The organism is Amycolatopsis sp. cmx-11-12 (assembly GCF_046269425.1).
Taxonomy (GTDB): Bacteria; Actinomycetota; Actinomycetes; order Mycobacteriales; family Pseudonocardiaceae; genus Amycolatopsis.
In genome coordinates this window covers 394003-415112 of the sequence record NZ_JADNQM010000002.1, presented here as the reverse complement: position 1 = coordinate 415112, position 21110 = coordinate 394003, and the positions used below count along the sequence as shown (strand labels likewise).

At 68.7% G+C, this 21110-nt stretch carries 24 protein-coding genes and 1 pseudogene; 17 read left to right on the top strand and 8 right to left on the bottom strand.

Annotated features, from left to right (window positions below; all coding sequences use genetic code 11):
- Window positions 1-387 (top strand): zf-TFIIB domain-containing protein, encoded by a 387-nt coding sequence (locus ACLARN_RS04445; RefSeq protein WP_409489974.1) that lies wholly within the window; start codon window positions 1-3, stop codon window positions 385-387.
- A 2-nt stretch (window positions 388-389) separates the two neighbouring features.
- Complete coding sequence (locus ACLARN_RS04440; RefSeq protein WP_409489973.1) at window positions 390-1025, top strand: AAA family ATPase; 636 nt, start codon at window positions 390-392, stop codon at window positions 1023-1025.
- Here the strand turns inward: ACLARN_RS04440 and ACLARN_RS04435 are convergent.
- Window positions 1014-2132 carry a methyltransferase domain-containing protein gene (locus ACLARN_RS04435; protein ID WP_409489972.1) on the bottom strand — a complete coding sequence of 373 codons (1119 nt, stop codon included), beginning with the start codon at window positions 2130-2132 and terminating at the stop codon, window positions 1014-1016. The two genes, ACLARN_RS04440 and ACLARN_RS04435, sit on opposite strands and share 12 nt — an antisense overlap.
- A gap of 151 nt (window positions 2133-2283) precedes the next feature.
- On the opposite strand from ACLARN_RS04435, the gene ACLARN_RS04430 reads away from it, so the two are divergent.
- From ACLARN_RS04430 to ACLARN_RS04410, 5 genes and pseudogenes are all read left to right on the top strand, one after another.
- A complete protein-coding gene (locus ACLARN_RS04430; protein ID WP_409490021.1) occupies window positions 2284-2685 on the top strand; it encodes a helix-turn-helix domain-containing protein in 402 nt (133 codons plus the stop codon).
- Entirely contained in the window at window positions 2682-3329 is a 648-nt protein-coding gene (locus ACLARN_RS04425; RefSeq protein WP_409489971.1) for a hypothetical protein, read from the top strand. Before ACLARN_RS04430 ends, ACLARN_RS04425 begins: the two co-directional genes overlap by 4 nt.
- An 85-nt stretch (window positions 3330-3414) precedes the next feature.
- The gene (locus tag ACLARN_RS04420; RefSeq protein WP_076164220.1) at window positions 3415-3708 is read left to right on the top strand and encodes a DUF2516 family protein; all 294 of its coding nucleotides are present in this window, start codon (window positions 3415-3417) and stop codon (window positions 3706-3708) included.
- 13 nt (window positions 3709-3721) lie between these two features.
- Window positions 3722-4276 carry a YbaK/EbsC family protein gene (locus ACLARN_RS04415; RefSeq protein WP_409489970.1) on the top strand — a complete coding sequence of 185 codons (555 nt, stop codon included), beginning with the start codon at window positions 3722-3724 and terminating at the stop codon, window positions 4274-4276.
- Window positions 4273-5541: pseudogene (locus ACLARN_RS04410) on the top strand (aromatic amino acid lyase); the annotation flags it as partial. The gene ACLARN_RS04415 and the pseudogene ACLARN_RS04410, both read left to right, overlap by 4 nt.
- A 123-nt stretch (window positions 5542-5664) precedes the next feature.
- Here the strand turns inward: ACLARN_RS04410 and ACLARN_RS04405 are convergent.
- The gene (locus ACLARN_RS04405; RefSeq protein ID WP_409489969.1) at window positions 5665-6381 is read right to left on the bottom strand and encodes an ABC transporter permease; all 717 of its coding nucleotides are present in this window, start codon (window positions 6379-6381) and stop codon (window positions 5665-5667) included.
- Window positions 6378-7064 carry an ABC transporter permease gene (locus ACLARN_RS04400; RefSeq protein WP_409490020.1) on the bottom strand — a complete coding sequence of 229 codons (687 nt, stop codon included), beginning with the start codon at window positions 7062-7064 and terminating at the stop codon, window positions 6378-6380. Before ACLARN_RS04400 ends, ACLARN_RS04405 begins: the two co-directional genes overlap by 4 nt.
- 174 nt (window positions 7065-7238) lie before the next feature.
- Here ACLARN_RS04400 and ACLARN_RS04395 point away from each other — a divergent pair, with 174 nt between their 5' ends.
- The 3 genes from ACLARN_RS04395 (at window position 7239) to ACLARN_RS04385 (ending at window position 9952) form a co-directional block, all read left to right on the top strand.
- The gene (locus ACLARN_RS04395; protein WP_409490019.1) at window positions 7239-8135 is read left to right on the top strand and encodes an ABC transporter substrate-binding protein; all 897 of its coding nucleotides are present in this window, start codon (window positions 7239-7241) and stop codon (window positions 8133-8135) included.
- Window positions 8136-8414: 279 nt separating this feature from the next.
- Window positions 8415-8849, top strand: coding sequence for an SRPBCC family protein (locus ACLARN_RS04390; RefSeq protein ID WP_409489968.1), 435 nt, complete (start codon window positions 8415-8417; stop codon window positions 8847-8849).
- Between the two features lie 104 nt (window positions 8850-8953).
- Window positions 8954-9952, top strand: a complete 999-nt coding sequence (locus ACLARN_RS04385) for an NADP-dependent oxidoreductase (protein ID WP_409489967.1) — start codon at window positions 8954-8956, stop codon at window positions 9950-9952.
- A 76-nt stretch (window positions 9953-10028) separates the two neighbouring features.
- Here ACLARN_RS04385 and ACLARN_RS04380 read toward each other — a convergent pair whose 3' ends face one another.
- From ACLARN_RS04380 to ACLARN_RS04360, 5 genes are all read right to left on the bottom strand, one after another.
- Window positions 10029-10658 (bottom strand): pyridoxamine 5'-phosphate oxidase family protein, encoded by a 630-nt coding sequence (locus ACLARN_RS04380; protein WP_409489966.1) that lies wholly within the window; start codon window positions 10656-10658, stop codon window positions 10029-10031.
- A 15-nt stretch (window positions 10659-10673) separates the two neighbouring features.
- Window positions 10674-11558 carry a formyltetrahydrofolate deformylase gene (gene purU, locus ACLARN_RS04375; protein WP_409489965.1) on the bottom strand — a complete coding sequence of 295 codons (885 nt, stop codon included), beginning with the start codon at window positions 11556-11558 and terminating at the stop codon, window positions 10674-10676.
- Window positions 11536-12195, bottom strand: a complete 660-nt coding sequence (locus ACLARN_RS04370) for a DedA family protein (protein ID WP_409489964.1) — start codon at window positions 12193-12195, stop codon at window positions 11536-11538. Before ACLARN_RS04370 ends, purU begins: the two co-directional genes overlap by 23 nt.
- A 63-nt stretch (window positions 12196-12258) precedes the next feature.
- A complete protein-coding gene (locus tag ACLARN_RS04365; RefSeq protein WP_409489963.1) occupies window positions 12259-13056 on the bottom strand; it encodes a class I SAM-dependent methyltransferase in 798 nt (265 codons plus the stop codon).
- Window positions 13038-13535 (bottom strand): DUF2505 domain-containing protein, encoded by a 498-nt coding sequence (locus ACLARN_RS04360; RefSeq protein ID WP_409489962.1) that lies wholly within the window; start codon window positions 13533-13535, stop codon window positions 13038-13040. Before ACLARN_RS04360 ends, ACLARN_RS04365 begins: the two co-directional genes overlap by 19 nt.
- Before the next feature lie 26 nt (window positions 13536-13561).
- Between ACLARN_RS04360 and ACLARN_RS04355 the strand changes: the two genes are divergently transcribed.
- From ACLARN_RS04355 to ACLARN_RS04325, 7 genes are all read left to right on the top strand, one after another.
- A complete protein-coding gene (locus ACLARN_RS04355) occupies window positions 13562-14635 on the top strand; it encodes a UDP-N-acetylmuramate dehydrogenase (protein ID WP_409489961.1) in 1074 nt (357 codons plus the stop codon).
- Window positions 14636-14844: 209 nt separating this feature from the next.
- On the top strand, window positions 14845-16023 hold the full coding sequence (locus tag ACLARN_RS04350) for an Ig-like domain-containing protein (RefSeq protein WP_409489960.1): 1179 nt from the start codon (window positions 14845-14847) through the stop codon (window positions 16021-16023).
- Between the two features lie 132 nt (window positions 16024-16155).
- Complete coding sequence (locus ACLARN_RS04345; RefSeq protein WP_409489959.1) at window positions 16156-16968, top strand: alpha/beta fold hydrolase; 813 nt, start codon at window positions 16156-16158, stop codon at window positions 16966-16968.
- Between the two features lie 21 nt (window positions 16969-16989).
- Entirely contained in the window at window positions 16990-18294 is a 1305-nt protein-coding gene (gene mshA, locus ACLARN_RS04340) for a D-inositol-3-phosphate glycosyltransferase (RefSeq protein ID WP_409489958.1), read from the top strand.
- Window positions 18291-18806, top strand: coding sequence for a YbjN domain-containing protein (locus ACLARN_RS04335; RefSeq protein ID WP_125790238.1), 516 nt, complete (start codon window positions 18291-18293; stop codon window positions 18804-18806). Before mshA ends, ACLARN_RS04335 begins: the two co-directional genes overlap by 4 nt.
- Before the next feature lie 67 nt (window positions 18807-18873).
- The gene (locus ACLARN_RS04330; protein ID WP_409489957.1) at window positions 18874-19788 is read left to right on the top strand and encodes a DUF4349 domain-containing protein; all 915 of its coding nucleotides are present in this window, start codon (window positions 18874-18876) and stop codon (window positions 19786-19788) included.
- Between the two features lie 517 nt (window positions 19789-20305).
- Window positions 20306-21055, top strand: coding sequence for a phosphoglyceromutase (locus tag ACLARN_RS04325; protein ID WP_409489956.1), 750 nt, complete (start codon window positions 20306-20308; stop codon window positions 21053-21055).
- Window positions 21056-21110 lie beyond the last annotated feature (55 nt).

Sequence of the window (21110 nt, the reverse complement as noted above, 5' to 3'; positions counted from 1 at the left end):
GTGATTTGTCCGAAGTGCCAGAACGCCATGAAGACCGTCGACAAGAACGGTGTCCACATCGACCAGTGCCAGGGATGCCGCGGCATCTTCCTGGACAGGGGCGAGCTGGAAGCCATCGCCGGTGCCGAGAACTCGTACTACGGCGGCGGCGGGCACCAGCCGCCACCGCCGTACCAGGGAGGTGGACACGCGCCGGCGCCGCACTACGGCCGCCCGGACTCCCCGCGCCCGCACCGCGGCGGGTACGCCGACTCGCCGAAGGGGTACCGGGGCGGCGGTTACGCGGATTCGCCCAAGGGTTACCGCGGCCACGCCGACTCCCCGCACGGGTACGGCCACCACGGCAAGCGTCGTAAGGGCGGCTTCCTCGAGGGCCTCTTCGACTGACCGTGGTCCTCGATCTCAAGATCTGCCCGGCCTGCGGTGATCGTGCCGAACGGCCACAAGTCGAGAGCGGAGGGCTGCTGGTGTGCGCGGAATGCGCGCACCGGTGGCCGTTCCGGCGGCTCCCGCTGTTCGCGCTGACCGGGCCGAGCGGGGCAGGCAAGTCGACGGTCGGGCCGCGCCTGGCGGACCGGCTCGGCGACCTCGCGCTCGTGGTCGAGCAGGACGTGCTGTGGACCGGGGCGTTGCGCGACGACGTCCCCGGCCATCCCGCGTTCCGCTCGACCTGGCTGCGGATGGCGGCGATGCTGCACCAGAACGGGCGGCCGGTCGTGCTCTGCGGCACCGTCGCGCCGCCCGAGTTCGAGCAGTTGCCCGAGCGCGTCTTCTTCTCCGACATCCACTACCTGGCGCTCGTCAGCGAGCCCGAAGCCCTGCGCAAGCGTTTGCTGGCCCGGCCTGCCTGGCGCGAGTGGGACGAGGAGCGGGTCGAGGAGATGCTGGAGTTCAACGAGTGGTTGCAGCGGGAAGCGCCGTCGCTGGAACCGCCGGTCGAGCTGTTCGACACCACCCACATCCCGGTGGACGCCGCCGTCGACCGCGTGGAGACGTGGGTACGGGGCCTGCTCTCACGGTCGTAGCGGCCAGGTCCTGCCTTCAGGTGAGTCCAGCCAGATCACCTGGTCGTCACCGTCGAGGCTGAGCCCGAACCGGTCCCGCCAGGGTTGGCCGAGTTCCAGCCAGTCCTCCTGCGCGCGTTCGACCTGCTCCCAGAGCCGCCGCGGCCCGCCTTCCGCCACTTCGAACTCGCGGCCCCGTTTCCGGTGCCGCACCCAGGAGCCGTCGGAGTGCACGAGGCCATCCCGCAGCGCCGACACCCCGGGAAGCTGGAGTCCGGCGAAGAACTCGAAGCGGCTGCGGACTTCGGTGATGGCTCCCATCGGCAGCCGGGTCGGACGCCACGCGAGGTCGCCGTCGGGCACCTTCGACGGCTTGAATCTGTGTGCGCGAAGCGGCATGAAGCGACCGTCGCGGGCGAGTACGCGCCCGTGTCCTGTCGCGCCTTCGCCCGCGACGATCCGGACGAGGCCGCCGCCGATCGGCCGGTTCAGCGTGGTGACGATCAGCCCGCCCGGCACCGTCTGCTCCAGCCACGCGGGCGGGATCGACGACACCGAGCATGTGCACAGCACCCGGTCGTAGAGGACGCCTGCCGGGAATCCCTCGGCGCCGTCGGACGCGGCACACGAAGGCGCGTACCCGGCTTCCGCGAGCCGCTTGCGCGCGGCGTCGACCAGGTCCGGGTCGATGTCCACTGTGTACACGAGCCCCGAGCCGAGCCGTTGGCACAGCAGGGCGGCGTTGTAACCGGTCCCTGTGCCGATCTCCAGTACACGGTGCCCGTCGGCGACCCGGAGCTCTTCGAGCATGATCGCCATGATCGACGGCTGGCTGGACGAACTCGTCGGTGTCCCCGGCTGCGCGCCCAGGTAGCGCGCCCGTTCCCAGAGCCCGGAGTCGTCGTCGAGCTGGACGACGAGGACTTCGGGGGAGTAGGCGCGTTCGAGCCAGCCGTCGTCGCCGTTCTCCATCGCGGCCCAGCCGTTCGCCGCCGGGACGAAGAACCGCGGCAGGAAGACGTGCCTCGGCACGGTGCGGAACGCGGTCATCCAGCGCGCGTCGTGCAGCGCGCCTTCGGCGAGCAGATGCTCGACGAGGCGTCGCCGCAGCCGCGTCGCACTCGACATCCCTCCAGCGTAGCGGGGTGAGCGGCAACACACCCGATGGTTGCAAGCACAGTGCTTGCAATAGCTAGCACTCGCGCGTAGCGTTGAAGACGTCGCGAGGAGGTGACCGATGTCAGACACCGACCGGGATCAGCCCCCATCGGGTGGACCGATGGAGAAGGTCGCGGACATCGCTTCCGACATCGGCGAGTACATCCGCCAGCAGCGCAGCACGGCGAAGATCTCCTTGCGGCAGCTGTCGAAACTCGCCGGCGTGTCCAATCCGTACCTGAGCCAGATCGAGCGCGGGGTCCGCAAACCCAGCGCGGAGATCCTGCAGCAGATCGCCAAGGGCCTGCGTATCTCGGCCGAGGCGCTCTACGTGCAAGCGGGAATCCTCGATCTGCCGACGGGCGGCCCGGTCGGCGACTCGATCCGCGCCGACACCGAGCTGACCGAGCGGCAGAAGCAGGTCCTGCTCGACGTCTACGAATCGTTCCGCCGCGAGAACGCCGCCGCGAAGCCAGAGCGGGCGGCGACCACAGATCAAGTCGAACCCAAGGAGACAGCATGACCACGGCCACGAACACCAACACCGACCGCAAGAACACCGCCCTCGACCAGGTCCGCACCCCGCTGCTCGCCGCCCTCGGCGCCGGGAACCTGGCAGGCCAGGCCGTCATCGACGCCGTGAACAAGGCCAAGGAGAAGGTCGTCGAGGGTGGCGAGACCGCTCGCAAGAACATCGAAGAGCTCCCGCACGACGTCGAGGGCCTCCGCGAGAAGCTGGACCCGGCCGAGCTGCGCAAGGTCATCGACGAGTACACCGAAGCCGCGCTGAAGCTGTACAACAAGCTGGCCGAGTCCGGCGAGCAGGCGTGGGACAAGATCGCCGCGCAGCCGCAGGTCAAGAAGGCCATCGAGCAGCTCGAGGACGCGACCGCGGACACCCGTGAGCGCATCGACACCGTGCTCGGCAAGGTCACCAAGGGCACCCGCTCGGCAGGCGAGAAGACCGCCCGCAAGGTGACCGAGGTCGCCGGCGAGATCGCCGACGAGGTCGAGGAGATCGGCGACGACCTCGCGCACGAGACCCGCTCGGCTTCGCGCAAGGTCGCCAACAAGACCGCGCCGAAGACCACGTCCCCCGTGCGCCGCACCACCACCAGCCCGGTCGCGAAGAAGCCGGCCACCGCGCCGAAGCCGACCGAGAAGTAAGGTCCGCGTGAATCCCAGGGCCCCTGGTACCGGCTTCGGTACCAGGGGCCCGGGTCATTCGCCCGGTTTGACGTAAGCTGACTTCGTGTTCGTTGCCACCTGGATCCTCATCGCCATCCACTGGGGCGGCGCACTGACGGGGCTGTTCGCTTTCGTGCACGCGCTGCTGCAGCGTGCGGACGCGTATTCGGCCGCCGATCGCAAGACCAAACCCATCTGGATGCTCATCACCGGCGGGTCCACCGTCGTGATGACCTTCTTCGAGTTCTACGGCGGCGGCATGATCCTGTGGCTGCCCGCGCTCGTCGCGGTCCTGGTCTACCTCGTGGACGTCCGCCCGAAGCTCATCGAGGTCCAACGCGGCGGCCGCAACTGGTGATTAAGGTGGCGGCGTGACCACTTGGACCATCGCCGGAAGCCTCACCGCCGTCCCCGCCCTCTCGCGCACGGACCTGCTCGCCGAGCCCGTCGCCAAGGCACTCGCTTCCCTCTCCGATCCGGACGCCGTCGGCGTTGTCGAGATCGACGCCGAACTGGCCGACACCGCCGCCTTCTGTGAGGCGTACGGCTCCCCGATGTCGGCGTCCGCAAACTGCGTTGTCGTCGCGGGCAAGCGCGCCGGTGAGGTCCGGTTCGCCGCCGCGATGATCCTCGCCACCACCCGTGCCGACGTGAACGGCGTGATCAAACGCCGCCTCGACGTGCGCAAGGCGTCCTTCGCCCCGATGGACGAGGCCGTCTCGCTCACCGGCATGGAGTACGGCGGTATCACCCCGGTTGGCCTGCCCGAGGGCTGGCCGATCCTGATCGACCAGCGCGTCGCGGACGAACCCGAACTGGTCATCGGCAGCGGGATCCGCGGCGGCAAGCTGCTGATCTCGGGCTCGGCCCTCGCCTCCCTGCCCGGCGCTGAGGTCATCGAAGGTCTCGCGCGTCCCGTCGAGTGAGACTGTCCACAAAGGACTTCGAACTGGACTCGGCGTTCGAGGCCGGGTTCCTGGAGATCGACCCCGCGCTGCTGACGAGGCTCGGCGAGAACCGCGCCCGTGTGCTCGCCGCGCTGGACGATCGCCCCGTCTACGGCGTGAACACCGGTATGGGACGGCTCGCCGGGGTCGCGCTCGGCACGCCCGAGGGGCACCAGCGGAATCTGCTGATCGGCCGTGCCGTCGGCGGTCCGCCCTGGCTCTCGGCCGAGGAGGTGCGCAGGCTCCTGCTGGTGCGCCTGCGGGATCTCCTCGCGCCGGAGGCGGGCGCGAGCCCGGAACTGGTGACGTTCCTCGTCGACCGGCTGAACGAGGGATTCACCCCGGCCGTGCCGAGGACGGGACTGGGCAGCGCAGGCGAGATCATCCCGCTGGCGCACGCCTTCCAGACCTTCCTCGGCGTCGGGACCGTGCTGGTGGACGGTGTCGAGACGCCCGCGTCGGAGGTGCTGGAGAAGCCCTACGAGCTGGGCCTCAAGGAAGGCGCGACGCTCATCCAGGGCTCACCGCTGGCCGAGACGCTGGCGGCTTTCGCGCTGGCCGAGGTGCGGCGGCTGGTGGAGTCGCAGACGCTGGCCGCGGCGATCGCGATCGACGTTCTCGGTGCGCCGCAAGCGATCTATCGCCCTTCGCTGGCGGGAGACGACAGCGTCCTGCGATCGGTGCTCGCCGAGGTGAGCGCTCTGGTCCGCGGTTCGGTCGAACGGCCGGAAGTCGTCCAGGCGCCGGTCTCCGTGCGGGTCGCGCCGCGGGCGATCGCCCATCTGACGAGGGTCGCCGACGAACTGGACGAGGTCCTGCGCCGTTCGATGCCGACGGACTCGCCCGCCTTCCTCGACGGCGAATTCGTGACCACGACGGGGTTTCACGCCGTCGAACTCGGACTGCGGATGGACGCGGTGACGGCGGCGCTGGTGCATCTCGGCGAGATCGGCGTCCAGCGGACGCACCGGTTGCTGGACGAGCGGTTCAGCGGACTGCCCGCCCAGCTGGCGGTGGATCCGGGGCCGCAGGCGGGACTGGTGCCGCTGCACAAACGCGCGGTGGGGGAACTGCACGCGTTGCGGCGGCTGGCCACGCCCGCGACACTGGGCTCCGTCGACACTTCCGCCGGACAGGAGGACGTGCAGGCGTTCGCCTGGGCGGCCGGGAATCAGCTTCGCGACGCGTGCGCGCGGATGTCCGCCATCACGGCTTGTGAGCTGATCACGGGTTCGCAGGCGCGGTGGCTGGCGACCGGTGACGGGCCGCCCGGTCTTCGGGCGGCGTATCGGCGGCTGAGGGAGTTGGTGCCGCCGGTGGTCGTGGATCGGCCGCTGGGACCGGAAGTGACCGCGCTGATCTCGGTGCTAGGAACGGACTTCCGCACGGGACCGGATCGCCAGCCCGCGCGGAGTCACCCAGCGGGTGATGAGCGCGAAAACGGCCTCGCACACCAAAGCCAGCAGGACGACGGCGATCCCGCCCGCCAGGATCTCGCCGTGGCCCGGATCCCCGAGCGCGAAACCGTCCACAATGTACCGTCCGAGCCCGCCGCCGTCGTTGACGATGGCGCCGATCGCGACGGTCGCCACCAGTTGCAGGAACGCGACGCGGGCACCCGCGAGGATGACCGGTGACGCGAGCGGCAACTCCAGGCGCAGCATGATCTGCCACTCGCGGTAGCCGGTTCCGCGCGCGGCGTCGACGGTCTCCTGTTCCAGCTGGATGACGCCCGCGTACGTGTTCGTGAACAACGGCGGCAACGCCAAGGCGACGAGTGCGAGCATCAGCGGCCAGAACGTCGTGTCGACTTCGAGCCGGGAAGCCAGGAACCAGAACAGGATCACCAGCCCGAAGCTGGGGATGGCGCGGCCGATGTTCACCGCGCTCGTCGCGAGGAACTGCGCGCGGCGGTAGTGCGCCAGCCACAACGCGGCCGGGATCGTCAGCACGGCGGAGATCGCCAGTGCCAGCAACGAGAACTGGAGATGCTCGACCGTCCGGTACGGAACGCCGGCCGGGTCCGTCCAGCTCCAGCGGTTCGGTTCGCCGAACCACTCGATGGTCTGGTCGATGATGCTCATCGCGACGCCGCCTTCCGCGACCACGGCGCGAGCGCGCGCCCACCGAGCCACAGCAACAGATCCACCACCATGGCGAGCACCACGGACAGCCCGACGCCGACGATGATCGACGTCGAGTTCGGTGTCGCGGTCTGGATCCCGTTGCGGATGAAGTACCCGAGCCCGCCCTTGCCGAGCATGGAAGTCACCGTCACGAGCCCGATCGTGGTCACCGCCGCGACGCGCAGGCCCGCGATCACCACCGGCAGCGCGAGCGGCAGTTCGACCTGCCACAGCAGCCGCGAGCGCGTGAAACCCATGCCTATCGCGGCTTCGCGGACTTCCTTGGGGACTTGTTCGACACCGGTGACTATGTTGCGGATGAGGATGAGCAACGTGTAAGTCGCCAACGGGATGACCGCGGTGGTGAAGGACGTCAAACCGGTGAAGGGCACCAGCACGGCGAAGGCGCCGAGACTCGGGATGACGTACAGCGAACCGGCCGCGCTCAGCGCGACGACGTAGAACCACCGGCGACGCAACGAAACCACGGAAACACCGACCGAAACCACCAGTCCGATGGCGAGCGCCGCCGCGGTCAGCGTGATGTGCTCACCGAGCCGCTCGAGGATCTCGTCGAGATGGCGGTCCACCCACCGCCATTCGAACAGCGGCCGCCCGCCTTGGGCGGGTACGGGGAACACGGAGGAGGCTCGCACCGGCCGACCTTACCCCGTTCGGGCGCCGGAGATTCCGTTCTCTGAGAGCACACGGGGCGGAACTCTCAAAATGTGGATTCTGTCGTGACCCGGAGATACTGTCCATTCCTCTGATCGAGTCATAGGAGTGTGCACGTGCGCTGGACACGGAATGTTCGAGTGGGCGCGGTGCTCGCCGCCGCCGTCCTCGGTATGACCGCCTGCGGGGGTGGCGACGACGCAGCGGCTCCGGCCGCGCAGGGCAAGGGCGGGAACCCGATCGTCGTCGCCTCGTTCAACTTCACCGACAGCCTGGTCCTCGCCGAGCTGTACGCGAACGCGCTGGAGGCCAAGGGTTACCCGATCACCCGCAAGCTGAACCTCGGTTCGCGTGAGCTGATCTACCCGGCGCTGAAGTCCGGCGAATTGCAGTTCATCCCCGAGTATCAGGGCGCCGCCATCACCACCGGCTTCGGCAAGGAGGCCGCGAAGGACGCGGCGGGCGAGCACGAGCAGCTCAAGAAGCTGTTCGAGCCCGAAGGCGTCGGCCTGCTGGACTACTCACCGGCGGAGGACAAGAACACCTACATCGTGAAGGCCGACCTCGCCAAGGAGAAGGGCCTCACGAAGATCAGCGACCTGTCCAAGGTCGACAACGTCATCGTCGCGGGCGGCCCGGAGTGTGAGAAGCGGCTTCCCTGCTTCAAGGGCTTCACCGACGTCTACAAGTTGAAGGCCACTTTCCAGACCGTGCAGGAAGCGGGCCCGCGCGTCGAGCAACTGCGGTCCGGGAAGGTCACCGTCATCCCGGTCGACTCGGTGAGCCCGCTCGTCGGCGACCCGCAGTTCGTGGCGCTGGAGGACGATCTCGCCATCGTGCCGACCGAGAACGTCGTGCCCGCGGTGAACAAGAAGGTCCTCGACGAACGCGGTGCCGACTTCGCGGCCACCGTCAACGCCGTGAGCAAGGCCCTCGACACCGTGCAGCTGCGTGAGCTGAACAAGCGCGTCGACTCGGACGGCGAGAAGCCGGGCGACGTCGCGAAGGACTGGCTGAAGGAGAAGTCCCTCATCTAGTGTCGCGTGATCCTGCAGGTCTTACCCGTGACTGGACGGAGATCTCGCGTGATCAGACGGAGATCTCGCGAGATCTCCGTCTGAGGAACGAAACCAAACGTCAAGCAAGCAGGATCACGCGACACTAGCCCTCTCAAGTGCGATGAAGGGGCCTTTCATAGCAAAATTTTGCTATGAAAGGCCCCTTCATCGCATCCAGGGGCAGGGGCGCCCGCGCCGGTCAGGCCGTCCGGTGGAATCGTGGGCACTGTCGTCGCAACACGGGTGAAAGGGAGTGGGATGGGAAAGGTCACGGCCATCGCGGAGCGCACCATCGAGGCGCCGGCCGACAAGGTCAGGGCGCTCGTCGCCGACTACGCCGAAACCCGGCCGAAGCTGCTGACAGAGCACTACCGCGACTACGAAGTCACCGAAGGCGGCGTCGGCGCGGGCACGAAGGCGAGCTGGAAGCTGCAAGCGACGTCGAAGCGCGTGCGTGACGTCGCCGCGACGGTCACCGAGCCGTCCGAAGGGACCCTCGTCGAGACCGACGCGAACTCCAGCATGGTCACCTCCTGGACCGTCCGCGAGGTGCCGGAGGGCAGCCTCGTCCGGATCGAGACGACCTGGGACGGCGCGGGTGGCATCGGCGGCTTCTTCGAGAAGACCTTCGCGCCCGGTGGCCTCAAGCGGATCTACGAGGGAGTTCTCGGCAAACTCGCCGAAGTCGTGTAGTACTCGCCACAATCGGAATGGTCGCCCCGGTTAGCCTGTTGTACCCGTCGTGAATGCGGGGCGATCGCCCCGCTTGTGGTTCGCAACAGACTTGGAGTTACCTCGTGAACGCAACCGAGATCCGGCTCGCCTCCCGTCCCCACGGTGTCCCGACGCTCGAGAACTTCGAGATCGCGGACGTCGAGATCCCGACCCCGGGCGAAGGCGAGATCCTGGTCCGCAACCAGGTGCTGAGCGTGGACCCGTACATGCGCGGCCGGATGAGCGACGCGAAGTCCTACGCCGAGCCGTACGAGGTCGGCAAGGTCATGCACGGCGGCGCCGTCGGTGAAGTGCTCGAGTCCACCGTGGACGGCTTCGAACCGGGTGACCTCGTGCTGCACGGTCTCGGCTGGCGTTCCCACGCCGTCGTCGCCGCCAAGCACGCGGTCAAGGTGGACCCCGAGGCCGCGCCGATCACGGCGTACCTCGGCGTCCTCGGCATGACCGGGCTCACCGCGTACGCCGGACTGCTCGACGTCGCGGAGTTCAAGGAGGGCGACACCGTCTTCGTGTCCGGCGCGGCCGGTGCGGTCGGATCCGTCGTCGGCCAGCTGGCGAAGCTGAAGGGCGCGAAGCGGGTCATCGGCAGTGCCGGCACGGACGACAAGGTCAAGTGGCTGACCGACGAGCTGGGCTTCGACGCGGCGTTCAACTACAAGGACGCCCCGGTCGTCGAGCAGCTGCGCGCGGCGGCGCCCGAGGGCATCGACGTGTACTTCGACAACGTCGGCGGCGACCACCTCGAGGCGGCCATCGACTCGATCAACCTGCACGGCCGGATGGCGATCTGCGGGATGATCTCGGTCTACAACAACACCGAACCCGCCGCGGCGCCGCGCAACCTCGCGTCGATCATCGCGAAGCGGTTCACCATGCGCGGCATGCTCGTGAGCGACCACTTCGCGTTGCAGCCGCAGTTCGTCAAGGAGGTCGCGCCGCTGGTCGCCTCCGGCGAACTCAAGTACTCCGAGACCATTGTGGACGGTATCCGCAACGCGCCGCAGGCCTTCCTGGACCTGCTGGGCGGCGCGAACACCGGCAAGATGCTGGTCCGCGTCTGAGCCCTCCCCGATGTTATAAACGGTCCGTTCATAACAAATCCTGTTATGAACGGACCGTTCATAACACTTTCAAGGCTCAGTACTGCGTCGTCAGGGCACCCTCGGTCAGCGCCGCGTCCAGCGCCTCCGCCGTGACGTCCAGCTTCATCTGATCGCGGAACATCCGGCCGGCGCTCGGGATGCCGGAGCGGTCCGGCCAGGTCTCCGGCTTCCACAGCGAGGACCGCAGGAATGCCTTGGCGCAGTGCAGATACAGCTCCTGGACCTCGACCAGGATCGCCAGCGACGGCCGCTTTCCCTTGACCACGAGGTCGTCGAAGAACGGCGCGTCCGCGACCAGTTTCGCGCGGCCGTTGATCCGCAGCGTCTCGTTCATCCCCGGCACCAGGAACAGCAGTCCGGCGTGCGGGTTCTCGAGGATGTTCGTCTGGCTGTCGAGCAGCTTGTTGCCGGGCCGGTCGGCCAGCACCAGCGTCTTCTCGTCGAGCACCAGCACCGAACCGGCCGGGTCGCCGCGCGGGGAGACGTCGCAGGTGCCGTCGGACGAGGCCGTCGCCAGCAGGTAGAACGGCGAGTGCTCGATCACCGTGCGCGCGTGCGGGTCGATGCAGGGGAGGATCTTCCCCTTCGTCCGCTCCATCGGGTGACCCAGGTGCTCACGCAGCGCCTCGTGCGTCTCGATCACCTTGATCTCTGAAGTCCCCATGATCCCAGTGAACCATCAGAAGACGACAGTCCGGTTCCCGTGCACCAGAACGCGGCCCTCGAGGTGCCACCGCAGCCCGCGCGCCAGCGTCACCTTTTCGATGTCGCGGCCCTTGCGGACCATGTCCTCGACCGAGTCGCCGTGGTCGACGCGGATGACGTCCTGGTCGACGATCGGGCCCGCGTCGAGGTCGGCGGTGACGTAGTGGCAGGTCGCGCCGATGAGTTTCACCCCGCGCGCGTGGGCCTGGTGGTAGGGCCGCGCGCCGACGAACGACGGCAGGAAGCTGTGGTGGATGTTGAGCGCCCGCCCGGCCCAGGCCTCGCACAGTTCCGCGGGCAGGACCTGCATGAACCGGGCGAGGACGACGGCGTGCGGGTCGTGCTCGTCGACCAGTTTCCGGACCTCGGCGAAGGCGGACGCCTTGGCTTCGGCGTCTCCGGCGGGGAACGGGACGTGGTGGAACGGGATGCCGTGGGCTCGGGTGATGTCGCCCAGCGACGCGTGGTTGCCGATGACCGCGGCGACGTCGACGTCCAGTTCCCCGGACGCGACGCGGCCGAGGAGGTCGTAGAGACAGTGCCCGGCCTTGGAGACGAGGATCACCGCGCGACGACGCTCACCTGTGTCGCTGACCTGCCAGCTCGACTCGGCCGAAAGCGACTCCGCGACGTCGGCGAAGCGCGTGCGCAGTTCGGTGGCGTCGAACGGGAGCGAGTCGGCGCGGACGACCTGGCGGGTGAAGAACCAGCCGGTGTCCGGGTCCGTGTGGTATGCCGCTTCGACGATCCAGCCGCCGTGCTCGGCGAGGAAACCCGAGATCCGGGCGATGATGCCGGTGCGGTCGGGGCAGCCGAAGGAGATCACATAGCGGCGTTCAGGGTTCGACACACACGCCATTGTCGCCGGTCTCGGCCGCGGCGCGGCGCCGGGTCAGGATGCGCACGCGCACCCGCCGCCCGACCTCGATCGCCCCGACCAGCAACAGCCCGAGCGCGAAAGACAGCAGAAGCCCCTTCTCCGGTTCGTCCGCGAAGGCGGCTCCGCCGACGAGACCGATCAGGACGCTGTACACCGCCCAGATGCTCGCGCCGAGGGCGTCGAGCGGGACGAACTTGCCCGGCGGGTAGCCGAGGCTGCCGTTGGCGAGCCCGCTCGCGACGCGGCCGCCGGGCAGGTAACGGGCGGCGAGGATCAGCAGGACGGCGTTGCGCTGCACCTGGATCTTCGCCCATTCGTAGCGCCGGATCCCGTCCGGACCGCGTTGCAGGCGGGACAGCGCTCGCGGGCCGGCCGCGGCGCCGACGGTGTAGCTGAGGCAGTCGCCTAGCCAAGCCCCGAGCGCCGCGACCACCGCGAGCAGCGCCAGCTGCGGCAGATCCGGGCCGATCAGGACCGCGACGGTGATGACCGTCGTCTCACTCGGCATGAACGGTAGGAGCGCGTCCAACCCGGACACCAGGAACACGATCACCCACAGCCAGGGTGAGCCCAGCGTGCCCTTGAGCAGCTCGGTGACGTACTCCAGCAGTTCCACGGTTCCATGGTGATCACCGCAGGTCGCTTTGGGGTGACGGAGCGGGGTTCGACCGGTGAATTCCTAGTCCGGGGCCACTGACGACCAAGGCACGGTGAGTTCACCGAGCCGCCACCGCGACGGCCGGTTCAGCACCGGCCAGCCCCGGGCGGTGAGCAGGTGCACGGTATGCGCCCAGCGGGCACGGACGCCGAAGTTCTGGTGCGGCGCCGCCGTCGCCCAGCAGATGTCCAGAGTGGACAGTAGTTCGTGGACGCGTTCGCCGGGAACGTTGCGGTGGATGAGGATCTTGGGCAGGCGTTCGGCCACTGTGGACGGACGTTCCAGGCTGGCGAGGTGCACGGACAAGGTCAGCGCGCGCGGGCCGTCGTGCCCGACGGCGACCCAGGTGCTCAGCCGCCCGATCTCGTCACAGGTGCCCTCGACCAGGAGCCCGTCCGGCGCCATCGCGTCCAGCATCAGCGACCAGGCCCCGGTGACCTCGGCCTCGTCGTACTGCCGCAGCACGTTGAACGCGCGCACCAGCACCGGCCGTGTTCCGGCGAGCTCGAAGCCGCCGCGCCGGAAGTCCAGCCACGGCCGGTCGACGGCGGATTGCGCGACCGCGACCCGTTCGGCGTCCAGTTCCAGGCCGAGTACGCGGACGTCGCGCCGGACAGTGCGCAACCGGCGGGCCATCTCCACCGTGGTCACCGGCGAGGCGCCGTAGCCGAGGTCGACCACGAGCGGTTCGTCCGCGCCGCGCAGTAGCCGGGTCACGGCCGGGTCCCTTGCGAGCCACCGGTCCACGCGGCGGAGCCGGTTGGGGTTGGTCGTCCCGCGTGTCGGTGCCCCGACCGGTTTCAGTGCTCGGCCAGCCACTTCGCGACGAATTCCGCCTCGCGTTCCAGCAGTTTGGCGACCTGTTCGGCGATCACGGTCTCCAGCTTGCCGCCGACGAACGGGAGCCGCACCTTGACCTGACCGCTATTGACCAGCGTCGTCTGCTCGCCTTCGCCGGTCAGCGACGTCTTCGCGGTGATCTCGCCGGGCACGCCCTGCACGGACGCCGTCGCGTTGCCCGCGTATCCGGCTCCGGAGGCCTTCCAGGTCTGCTCGCGCTCGACGACGAGGTCGCCCCGGTGCAGTGTCCGGACGGCCGACGGGAGCTTGTCCGAGCTGATGCCCTGACGCAGCTTGTAGCGCACCCCGTCCTCGGCCGGGACGTACTCCAGCAGCTCCGCGTTGTCGCCGCCGATCTGCTCCAGCCGGGCCCGCAGCGCCGCCTCGCCCGCCACCGCGTCCCACGCGCTCGCGAGGTCGGCGGAGAAGGCTGTGCGGTGCTCGATACGGGATGCCATGGCGCCAGACAGTACCGTTCATGGGCGTGAGCACTGCCGAAACTCCCACTCAGCACGCCGCCCTCGCCGAGCACACCACGCTGCGGCTCGGTGGCCCGGCGCGGCGCTACGCCGAGGCGACGACGGCGCAGGCCCTGGTCGACGCGGTCCGCGAAGCCGACGACGCGGGCGAGCCGGTCCTGCTGCTCGGCGGCGGGTCGAACCTCGTCGTCGCCGACGAGGGCTTCGAAGGCGCGCTGCTGAAGGTCGGCAACACTGGCTGGACGCGTGACGGAGATCTCGTCGAGGTCGAGGCGGGGCAGAACTGGGACGGTTTCGTCGAGGGCCTGGTCGCCGAGGGCGTCGGCGGGCTCGAATGTCTCTCCGGCATCCCGGGTTCGGTCGGCGCGACGCCGATCCAGAACGTCGGCGCTTACGGCTGCGAGGTGGCCGAGTCACTGGTCTCGGTCGATCTCTACGACCGCGCCGCCCGCGAGATCCGCACGCTGACCGCCGAAGAGCTCGGCTTCGGCTACCGCACCTCGATCCTGAAGGGGACCGACACGGGCGTCGTGCTCACAGTGCGCTTCAAGGTCACCGAAGACGGGCTGTCGGCTCCGATCCGCTACGCCGAACTCGCCCGCACGCTCGGCGTCGAGATCGGTGACCGAGTCCCGGTGGCCGAAGCACGCGAAGCGGTCCTCGGGCTGCGTCGCGGCAAGGGCATGGTCCTGGACGCCGACGACCACGACACGTGGAGCGCGGGCTCGTTCTTCACCAACCCGATCATCGGCGAGGCCCAGCTGGCGAAGGTGCTGGCGGGGATCGCCGACGCACTTGCCGTCACAGGCGAGGACGTTCGGGTGCCGCAGTACCCGGCGCCCGGCGGCACGAAGCTGTCCGCGGCGTGGCTGATCGAGCGCGCCGGGTTCGCGAAGGGGCACGAGGGGCCGGGTGGCCGGGTGTCGCTGTCGACGAAGCACACGCTGGCGCTCACGAACCGGGGTAAGGCGTCAACGGCGGATCTCCTCGCGCTGGCCCGCGAAGTGCGCGACGGCGTCGAGGCCCGCTTCGGCGTTTCGCTGCACCCAGAACCCCTGCTCATCAACTGCTCGCTCTAACACCCGCAATTCGGCACCTACTTGCGGTCCTTGCGTGCGCAAAGATCGCAAGTAGGTGCCGAATTGCGGGGGAGCGAACAACCCCACGCCGCTCTCGTGCGTCTATCCCCTTGAGGGGCGAGGGTGAGTTCCGTCGCCGCGGGTAACGTCGGAGAGGTCCTCAGCGCTGAGCGGGTAGAAGCTCGCGGGGGGCCAGTGGGAGGTTGACGGTGATCGAACGGCGCACGGTGTTCAAGGCCGCGCTCGCCGCGGGTGCGGCCATGCTGGCCGCTGCCTGCTCCAGCGAATCAGGCGGCAACGCCAAGCCGGAGGGCAGCGGCGGCGAAGGAGAGGCCTCGGCGCCGCCGGTCGCCAAGATCACCGCCGAACCCGCCGTCGACGCCAAGGACGCTCCCGTGGTGACGCCGGTCGTGGTGAAGGTCACCGACGGCAAGCTCACCGAGGTCAAGGTCACCGGGGATTCGGGCAAGGACGTCAAGGGCGAGCTTTCCCCCGACGGGCTCACCTGGACCGCCTCCGAGGTCCTCGGCTACGGCAAGACGTACACGTACGCCGCGAAGGCCACCGGCAGCGACAACAAGCCCGCCGAGCTCAAGGGCACCTTCACCACGGTCAAGCCGGCCAAGGAGGTCCGCGCCACGCTGAACCCGGCCGACGACGCCGAGGTCGGTGTCGCGATGCCGATCAGCGTGAAGTTCGCTTCCCCGGTCAAGGACAAAGCGGCCGTCGAGAAGGCGCTCAAGGTGACGACCGACAAGGACGTCGAGGGCTCCTGGGGCTGGCTGTCGGAGACCCAGGTCGACTGGCGGCCGAAGGAGTACTGGCCTGCCAACATCACGGTCAACGTCGAGGCGAAGCTCTACGGCGTCGCGCTCGGCGGCGGCGCGTACGGCAAGGCCGACGTCACCACGAAGTTCAAGATCGGCCGCAACCAGGTGGTCAAGATCAACACCCCGGACCACACGATGAAGGTCTACCGCGGCGGCGCGGAATCGGCGAGCTACCCGTGCTCGAACGGGCTCGACGGCGACGTCCAGCGGAACACCCCGAACGGCACGTTCATCGTGATGACCAAGGAGCCGACGGCCCGCTTCGACAACGCGCGCTACGGCTACACCAACGTCAACAAGAAGTGGGCCTGCCGGATCTCGAACAACGGCGAGTACATCCACGAGAACCAGGACAACGCGTCGAACATCGGCAAGGCCAACACCTCGCACGGCTGCGTGAACCTGCTCGAGGCGGACGCGAAGAAGTACTTCGACTCGGCGATGATCGGCGACCCGGTCGAGGTCACCGGCTCGAAACTGGGCAGCCCGACCAAATCGGACGTCAAGAACTGGTTCTACGACTGGAAGTCCTGGAAGGCCCTGTCAGCGATTAAGTAGCCGCGTGACGCGCGCCCAGGGTGTCGCGAAAGCCACTTTCAGGACATCCGGTGTCCCGAAAGTGGCTTTCGCGACACTTGCTGCCCGAATCGCGCTCACGACCACCCTGGCCGACCTCATAAAGTGCGACCTATGAAGACCGAGGTAGTCGGCTACGGCGGGACCCGCATCGGCTTGTGGGTCGAAGGCGCCGAGAACACCCGTCCGATCGTGTTCGTGCACGGCTGGGCCCAGTCCGCCAAGGCCTGGGCGCCCCAGCTGGCCGACCCCGCGCTCTCCGAGCGGTTTCGCCTGGTCGCGATGGATCTGCGCGGTCACGGGGACTCCGAGATCCCTTCGGCGGGCTACGACGATCCGCGGGTCTGGGCCGAAGACCTCGCTTCCGTGCTCGACTTCGCCGGTGAAGACGCCATCGTCGTCGGCTGGTCCTACGGTGGGCTCGTCATCACCGACTTCCTTCGTGTGCACGGTTCCGCACGGCTCGGCGGTGTCGTGCTGGTGGGCGCCATCACAGAAATCGGCAAGAACCGGCCCGGCGGCAAGGTCGGGCCCGCGATGCGTGAGGCCATCCCGGCGGTGCTGTCGGACGATCCGGCGGTCGCGATCCCCGCGTTGGTGCAGTTCAGCGCGCGGATGACGGCGGGCCCGGTGTCCGGGACGCTGACCCAATCACTGCTCGGCGCCTGCCTCTCGACGCCGCCTTCCGTGCGCTCCGCGCTGTTCCGGCGCGACGTCGGGAGTGAGGACGTTCTTCGCGATCTGGACAAACCGACGCTGATCGTCCATGGTCTCGCGGACGCTGTGATCGATCCGACGTGCGCGGAATACGCGGCCGGGAAGATTCAGGGGGCTGTCATGCGTTGGTTACCTGAGGTGGGGCATCTGCCGTTCGCCGAAGCAGCGGATGAGTTCGGTGATCTGCTGCGCGGGTTCGCCGATCAGTAGGACTTCAGGAGTGTTGACCAGGTGACGTTCCCTCTGTACGGGTTCGATGCCGCGCCAAGGCGCGTCGCGGTGCTGTCGTTGCACACCTCTCCGCTCGAGCAGCCGGGTACCGGCGACGCCGGCGGGATGAACGTCTACGTGAGCCAGACGGCCACCGAGATGGCCCGCCGCGGCGTCGAAGTCGAGGTGTTCACGCGGGCGACGTCCTCGGATCAGCCCCCGGTCGCCGAACTGGCGCCTGGCGTGCTGGTGCGGCACATCCCGGCCGGGCCGTTCGAGCCACTGGGACGCGACGAACTCCCGGCACAGCTGTGCGCGTTCACCGCCGGGGTGCTGCGGGCCGAGGCGTTCCACGAACCGGGCTACTACGACCTCATCCATTCGCATTACTGGCTCTCCGGCCAGGCGGGCTGGCTCGCCCGCGACCGCTGGGGCGTGCCGCTGGTGCACACCGCGCACACCCTGGCCAAGGTCAAGAACGCCGCGCTGGCCGAGGGCGACACCCCCGAGCCGCGCACCCGCGTGATCGGCGAAGAGCAGGTCGTCACCGAGGCGGACTGCCTGGTCGCGAACACCCGCGTCGAAGCCCGCGAGCTGATCGAGCTGTACGACGCCGACCCGCACGCCGTGCACGCCATCCCGCCGGGGGTCGACCTCGACCGCTTCACACCGGGTTCGCGGTCGGCCGCGCGCCGGGCGCTCGGCTTGCCGCAGGACGCGATCGTGCTGGCCTTCGCGGGCCGGATCCAGCCGCTGAAGGCGCCGGACGTCCTCCTGCTGGCCGCGGCCGAAATGCTGCGCGAGCGGCCGGAGCTGGCGTCACGGCTGGTCGTGCTGATCGTCGGCGGCCCGTCCGGGACCGGGCTGGAGCAGCCGCAGGCCCTGCGCGAACTGGCCGTCTCCCTCGGTATCGAGGAGCAGACCCGGTTCATGCCGCCGCAGCCGGGCCGGTCGCTGGTCAACGTCTACCGCGCGGCCGACGTCGTCGCCGTGCCGAGCTACAACGAGTCGTTCGGGCTGGTCGCGCTCGAGGCGCAGGCCTGCGGGACGCCGGTGATCGCGGCCGAGGTCGGCGGGCTGCCGGTCGCGGTCCCGCACGGGGTTTCCGGGCTGCTGGTGCCTTCGCACGATCCGAAGGAGTGGGCGGGCGCGCTCGCCAACGTCGCGTTGCGGCCCGGCTGGCGTGCCGAACTGTCGGCCAACGCCGTCGTCCACGCGCAGCGCTTTTCCTGGCGCCGTACGACGGACCGCCTGCTGGACACGTACGCTCAGGCGACCGGCGCGTTCCGGCGTGCCCTCGAACAGCGCGCGGAGGTGGCGGTTTGACGCTCGACGAGACCTTGCGGTCCTCTTTGGACAATGCGGGCCTGGAGTACGACAGGCGCGGCGAGGGCAAGTACTTCGTCACGTTGCCCGGCACCAAGAAGTTGCAGACGAACTGCTGGCTGGTCGCGGGTGACCACGCGTTCGCCGTCGAGGCCTTCGTCTGCCGCCGTCCCGATGAGTCCCATGAGGACGTTTACCGCTTTTTGTTGCGCCGCAACGCGAAGTTGTACGGCGTGCATTACACCGTCGACGCGATGGGCGACATCTACCTGGTCGGCCGGTTCGGCCTGGACACGGTGACCGAGTCCGAATTGGACAAGATTCTCGGGCAGGTGCTGGAGGCCGCCGACGGCGATTTCAACACGCTGCTCGAACTCGGGTTCGCCGAGTCGATCAAACGCGAATGGGACTGGCGGGTGTCGCGCGGCGAGTCGCTGGCGAACTTGCAGGCGTTCAAGCATCTCGTCGAACCCTCGAACGGACACGAGCCCGGAGCCTTGACCGACTCGTGACCCGGATGGTGCAACGGCACTGAAGTCCGCTCCGTCTCTCTCCGCAGCACTGGAGGGAGAAGGACTTATGCGCAAGCGATTGAGATGGATCGCCGCCGCCGGCATCGTGCTGGCGCTGGCGGGCTGCTCGGCGAACGATTCCGGCAGCAGCGAATCCGCGGCGATGCCGATGTCGTCCGACGGGAAGCAGGCGGCGCCGAACCAAGGCGCGCCGAATCAGGACAGTGGTGGCAAGGCGGGACAGGAGAAGGCGCCGGTGCCCGCCGGGCAACCGGGCGTCACCGACCGCAAACTGGTGCGCACGGCGAGTATGGAGCTCACCACGCCGAACGTGGCCGACCTGATCTCGCAGGTCCGCGTCATCACGCAGGGCGCCGCCGGCTACACCGGGCAGGAGAGCACCCAGGAGAAGCGGGCGACGATCAGCGTCGTCGTCCCCTCCGAACGCCTCGACGGCGTACTGGACCAGTTGGGGAAGCTGGGAAAGCTGGTCCGGCGGGAGGCCACCGCGACGGACGTGACCGAGCAGCTCGTCGACGTCGACTCCCGGCTCGCCACCCAGCGAGCGAGCGTCGAGCGCATCCGCGCGCTGCTCGCGAGGGCGACGTCGGTCGCGGAGATCACTTCGGTCGAGAGCGAGCTGACGAATCGTGAAGCCGAACTCGAGTCGCTTCAGAAGCGTCGCGAGAGCCTCGCCGGAAGTGTCGCCATGTCGACTATTTCCTTGCAGGTGAAGGCGGAAGAGGTCGTCGTCGCGGAAGAGTCCCGCAACGGGTTCCTCGATGGGCTGGCCGGCGGCTGGGACGCGTTCCTGACGTTCGGTGGCGGCCTGCTGGTCGTGATCGGGGCGATGGCGCCGTTCGTGCTGGTCTTCGGCATTCCCGCGGCCGCGCTGGTGTGGTGGCTGCGCAAGCGGCGCCGTCCGGCGGCACCCGCGATGGCGACGGCGTCGGATCTGCCGTCCGCCCCTCCGCTGGACTGACCGGTGGCCGTGTCGCGAAAGCCACTTTCGGGACATTAGACGTCGCGAAAGTGGCTTTCGCGACACCCGCGAGTGGCCTGAAAAAGACTAGGCGGGACGGCTCGAGGGAGGGGGGAGTCGCGATCTCGAGCCGCCCCGCTGAAGTTCCCGCCAAAGTGGACCCGGTGACGAGGGGGATGCCAACGGGGCCGGCGGGCGCCGCGACTCGGCAGGGGGGAGACGAGTCGCGGTCGTCACCCGCGTCGAGCCGGGGAGTGCGTGGAATCCGGCCGCGCGGGACTTAGTCAACCTGTCAGATCTCCACCTGTAATCACAAGACTACCGGTTACCCCATTCGAGTGAAATTTGAAAACCGGGATAACGGAGTGCAGCCCGATCTCCGGGGATTCGGCCTTGTTGGCAACCCGTCTTCTGGACGGGTGAAGGTGTTACTCACAGGTAACGCACTCTCTGTAGAACAAAGGGCAATCCCAGCCCTCTGACCGGCCCTTCCGCCTGCTCTGGCAGGCTGAACCCCATGGCTGAGCTTGGGACTCTGGTGCTGCTGCGTCACGGGCAGAGCACGTGGAACGCCGAAAACCTGTTCACCGGCTGGGTGGACGTGCCGCTGTCGGAGCAGGGCGAGCAGGAGGCGCGCAAGGGCGGGCAGCTGCTCGCCGAGTCCGGCCTGCTGCCGGACGTCGTCCACACGTCGCTGATGCGCCGGGCGATCTCGACCGCCAACCTGGCGCTCGACGCCGCCGACCGGCACTGGATCCCGGTGAAGCGCGACTGGCGCCTCAACGAGCGGCACTACGGCGCGCTGCAGGGCAAGAACAAGAAGCAGACCCTTGACGAGTTCGGCGAGGAGCAGTTCATGCTCTGGCGCCGCTCCTACGACACCCCGCCGCCCCCGATCGACCCGGCCGACGAGTTCAGCCAGGCGGGCGACGCGCGCTACGCCGACCTCGGCGACTCCGCCCCGCTGACCGAATGCCTCAAGGACGTCGTCGCGCGCCTGCTGCCGTACTGGGAGTCTGCGATCGTGCCGGATCTCCGGGCGGGCAAGACCGTGCTGGTCGCCGCGCACGGCAACTCGCTGCGGGCACTGGTGAAGCACCTCGACGGTATCTCCGACGACGCCATCGCCGGGCTCAACATCCCGACCGGCATCCCGCTGCGCTACGACCTCACCGAGGACCTCAAGCCGGTCACCGCCGGTGGGACCTACCTCGACCCGGAAGCCGCCAAGAAAGCCGCGGCCGCCGTGGCGAACCAGGGCCGCTGACCTCTCGCAATTCGGCACCTGGTTGCGATAGTTCGCGCTTCGAACGATCGCAACC

What these genes read in the sequence shown, in the direction of transcription:
- ACLARN_RS04435 (WP_409489972.1), bottom strand. Translation starts at nt 2,132, where the DNA reads ATGTCGAGTGCGACGCGGCTGCGGCGACGCCTCGTCGAGCATCTGCTC.
- ACLARN_RS04325 (WP_409489956.1), top strand. Translation starts at nt 20,306, where the DNA reads ATGGCTGAGCTTGGGACTCTGGTGCTGCTGCGTCACGGGCAGAGCACG.
- ACLARN_RS04405 (WP_409489969.1), bottom strand. Translation starts at nt 6,381, where the DNA reads ATGAGCATCATCGACCAGACCATCGAGTGGTTCGGCGAACCGAACCGC.
- purU (WP_409489965.1), bottom strand. Translation starts at nt 11,558, where the DNA reads ATGGCGTGTGTGTCGAACCCTGAACGCCGCTATGTGATCTCCTTCGGC.
- ACLARN_RS04330 (WP_409489957.1), top strand. Translation starts at nt 18,874, where the DNA reads ATGCGCAAGCGATTGAGATGGATCGCCGCCGCCGGCATCGTGCTGGCG.
- ACLARN_RS04425 (WP_409489971.1), top strand. Translation starts at nt 2,682, where the DNA reads ATGACCACGGCCACGAACACCAACACCGACCGCAAGAACACCGCCCTC.
- ACLARN_RS04345 (WP_409489959.1), top strand. Translation starts at nt 16,156, where the DNA reads ATGAAGACCGAGGTAGTCGGCTACGGCGGGACCCGCATCGGCTTGTGG.
- ACLARN_RS04430 (WP_409490021.1), top strand. Translation starts at nt 2,284, where the DNA reads ATGGAGAAGGTCGCGGACATCGCTTCCGACATCGGCGAGTACATCCGC.
- ACLARN_RS04360 (WP_409489962.1), bottom strand. Translation starts at nt 13,535, where the DNA reads ATGGCATCCCGTATCGAGCACCGCACAGCCTTCTCCGCCGACCTCGCG.
- ACLARN_RS04380 (WP_409489966.1), bottom strand. Translation starts at nt 10,658, where the DNA reads ATGGGGACTTCAGAGATCAAGGTGATCGAGACGCACGAGGCGCTGCGT.
- ACLARN_RS04390 (WP_409489968.1), top strand. Translation starts at nt 8,415, where the DNA reads ATGGGAAAGGTCACGGCCATCGCGGAGCGCACCATCGAGGCGCCGGCC.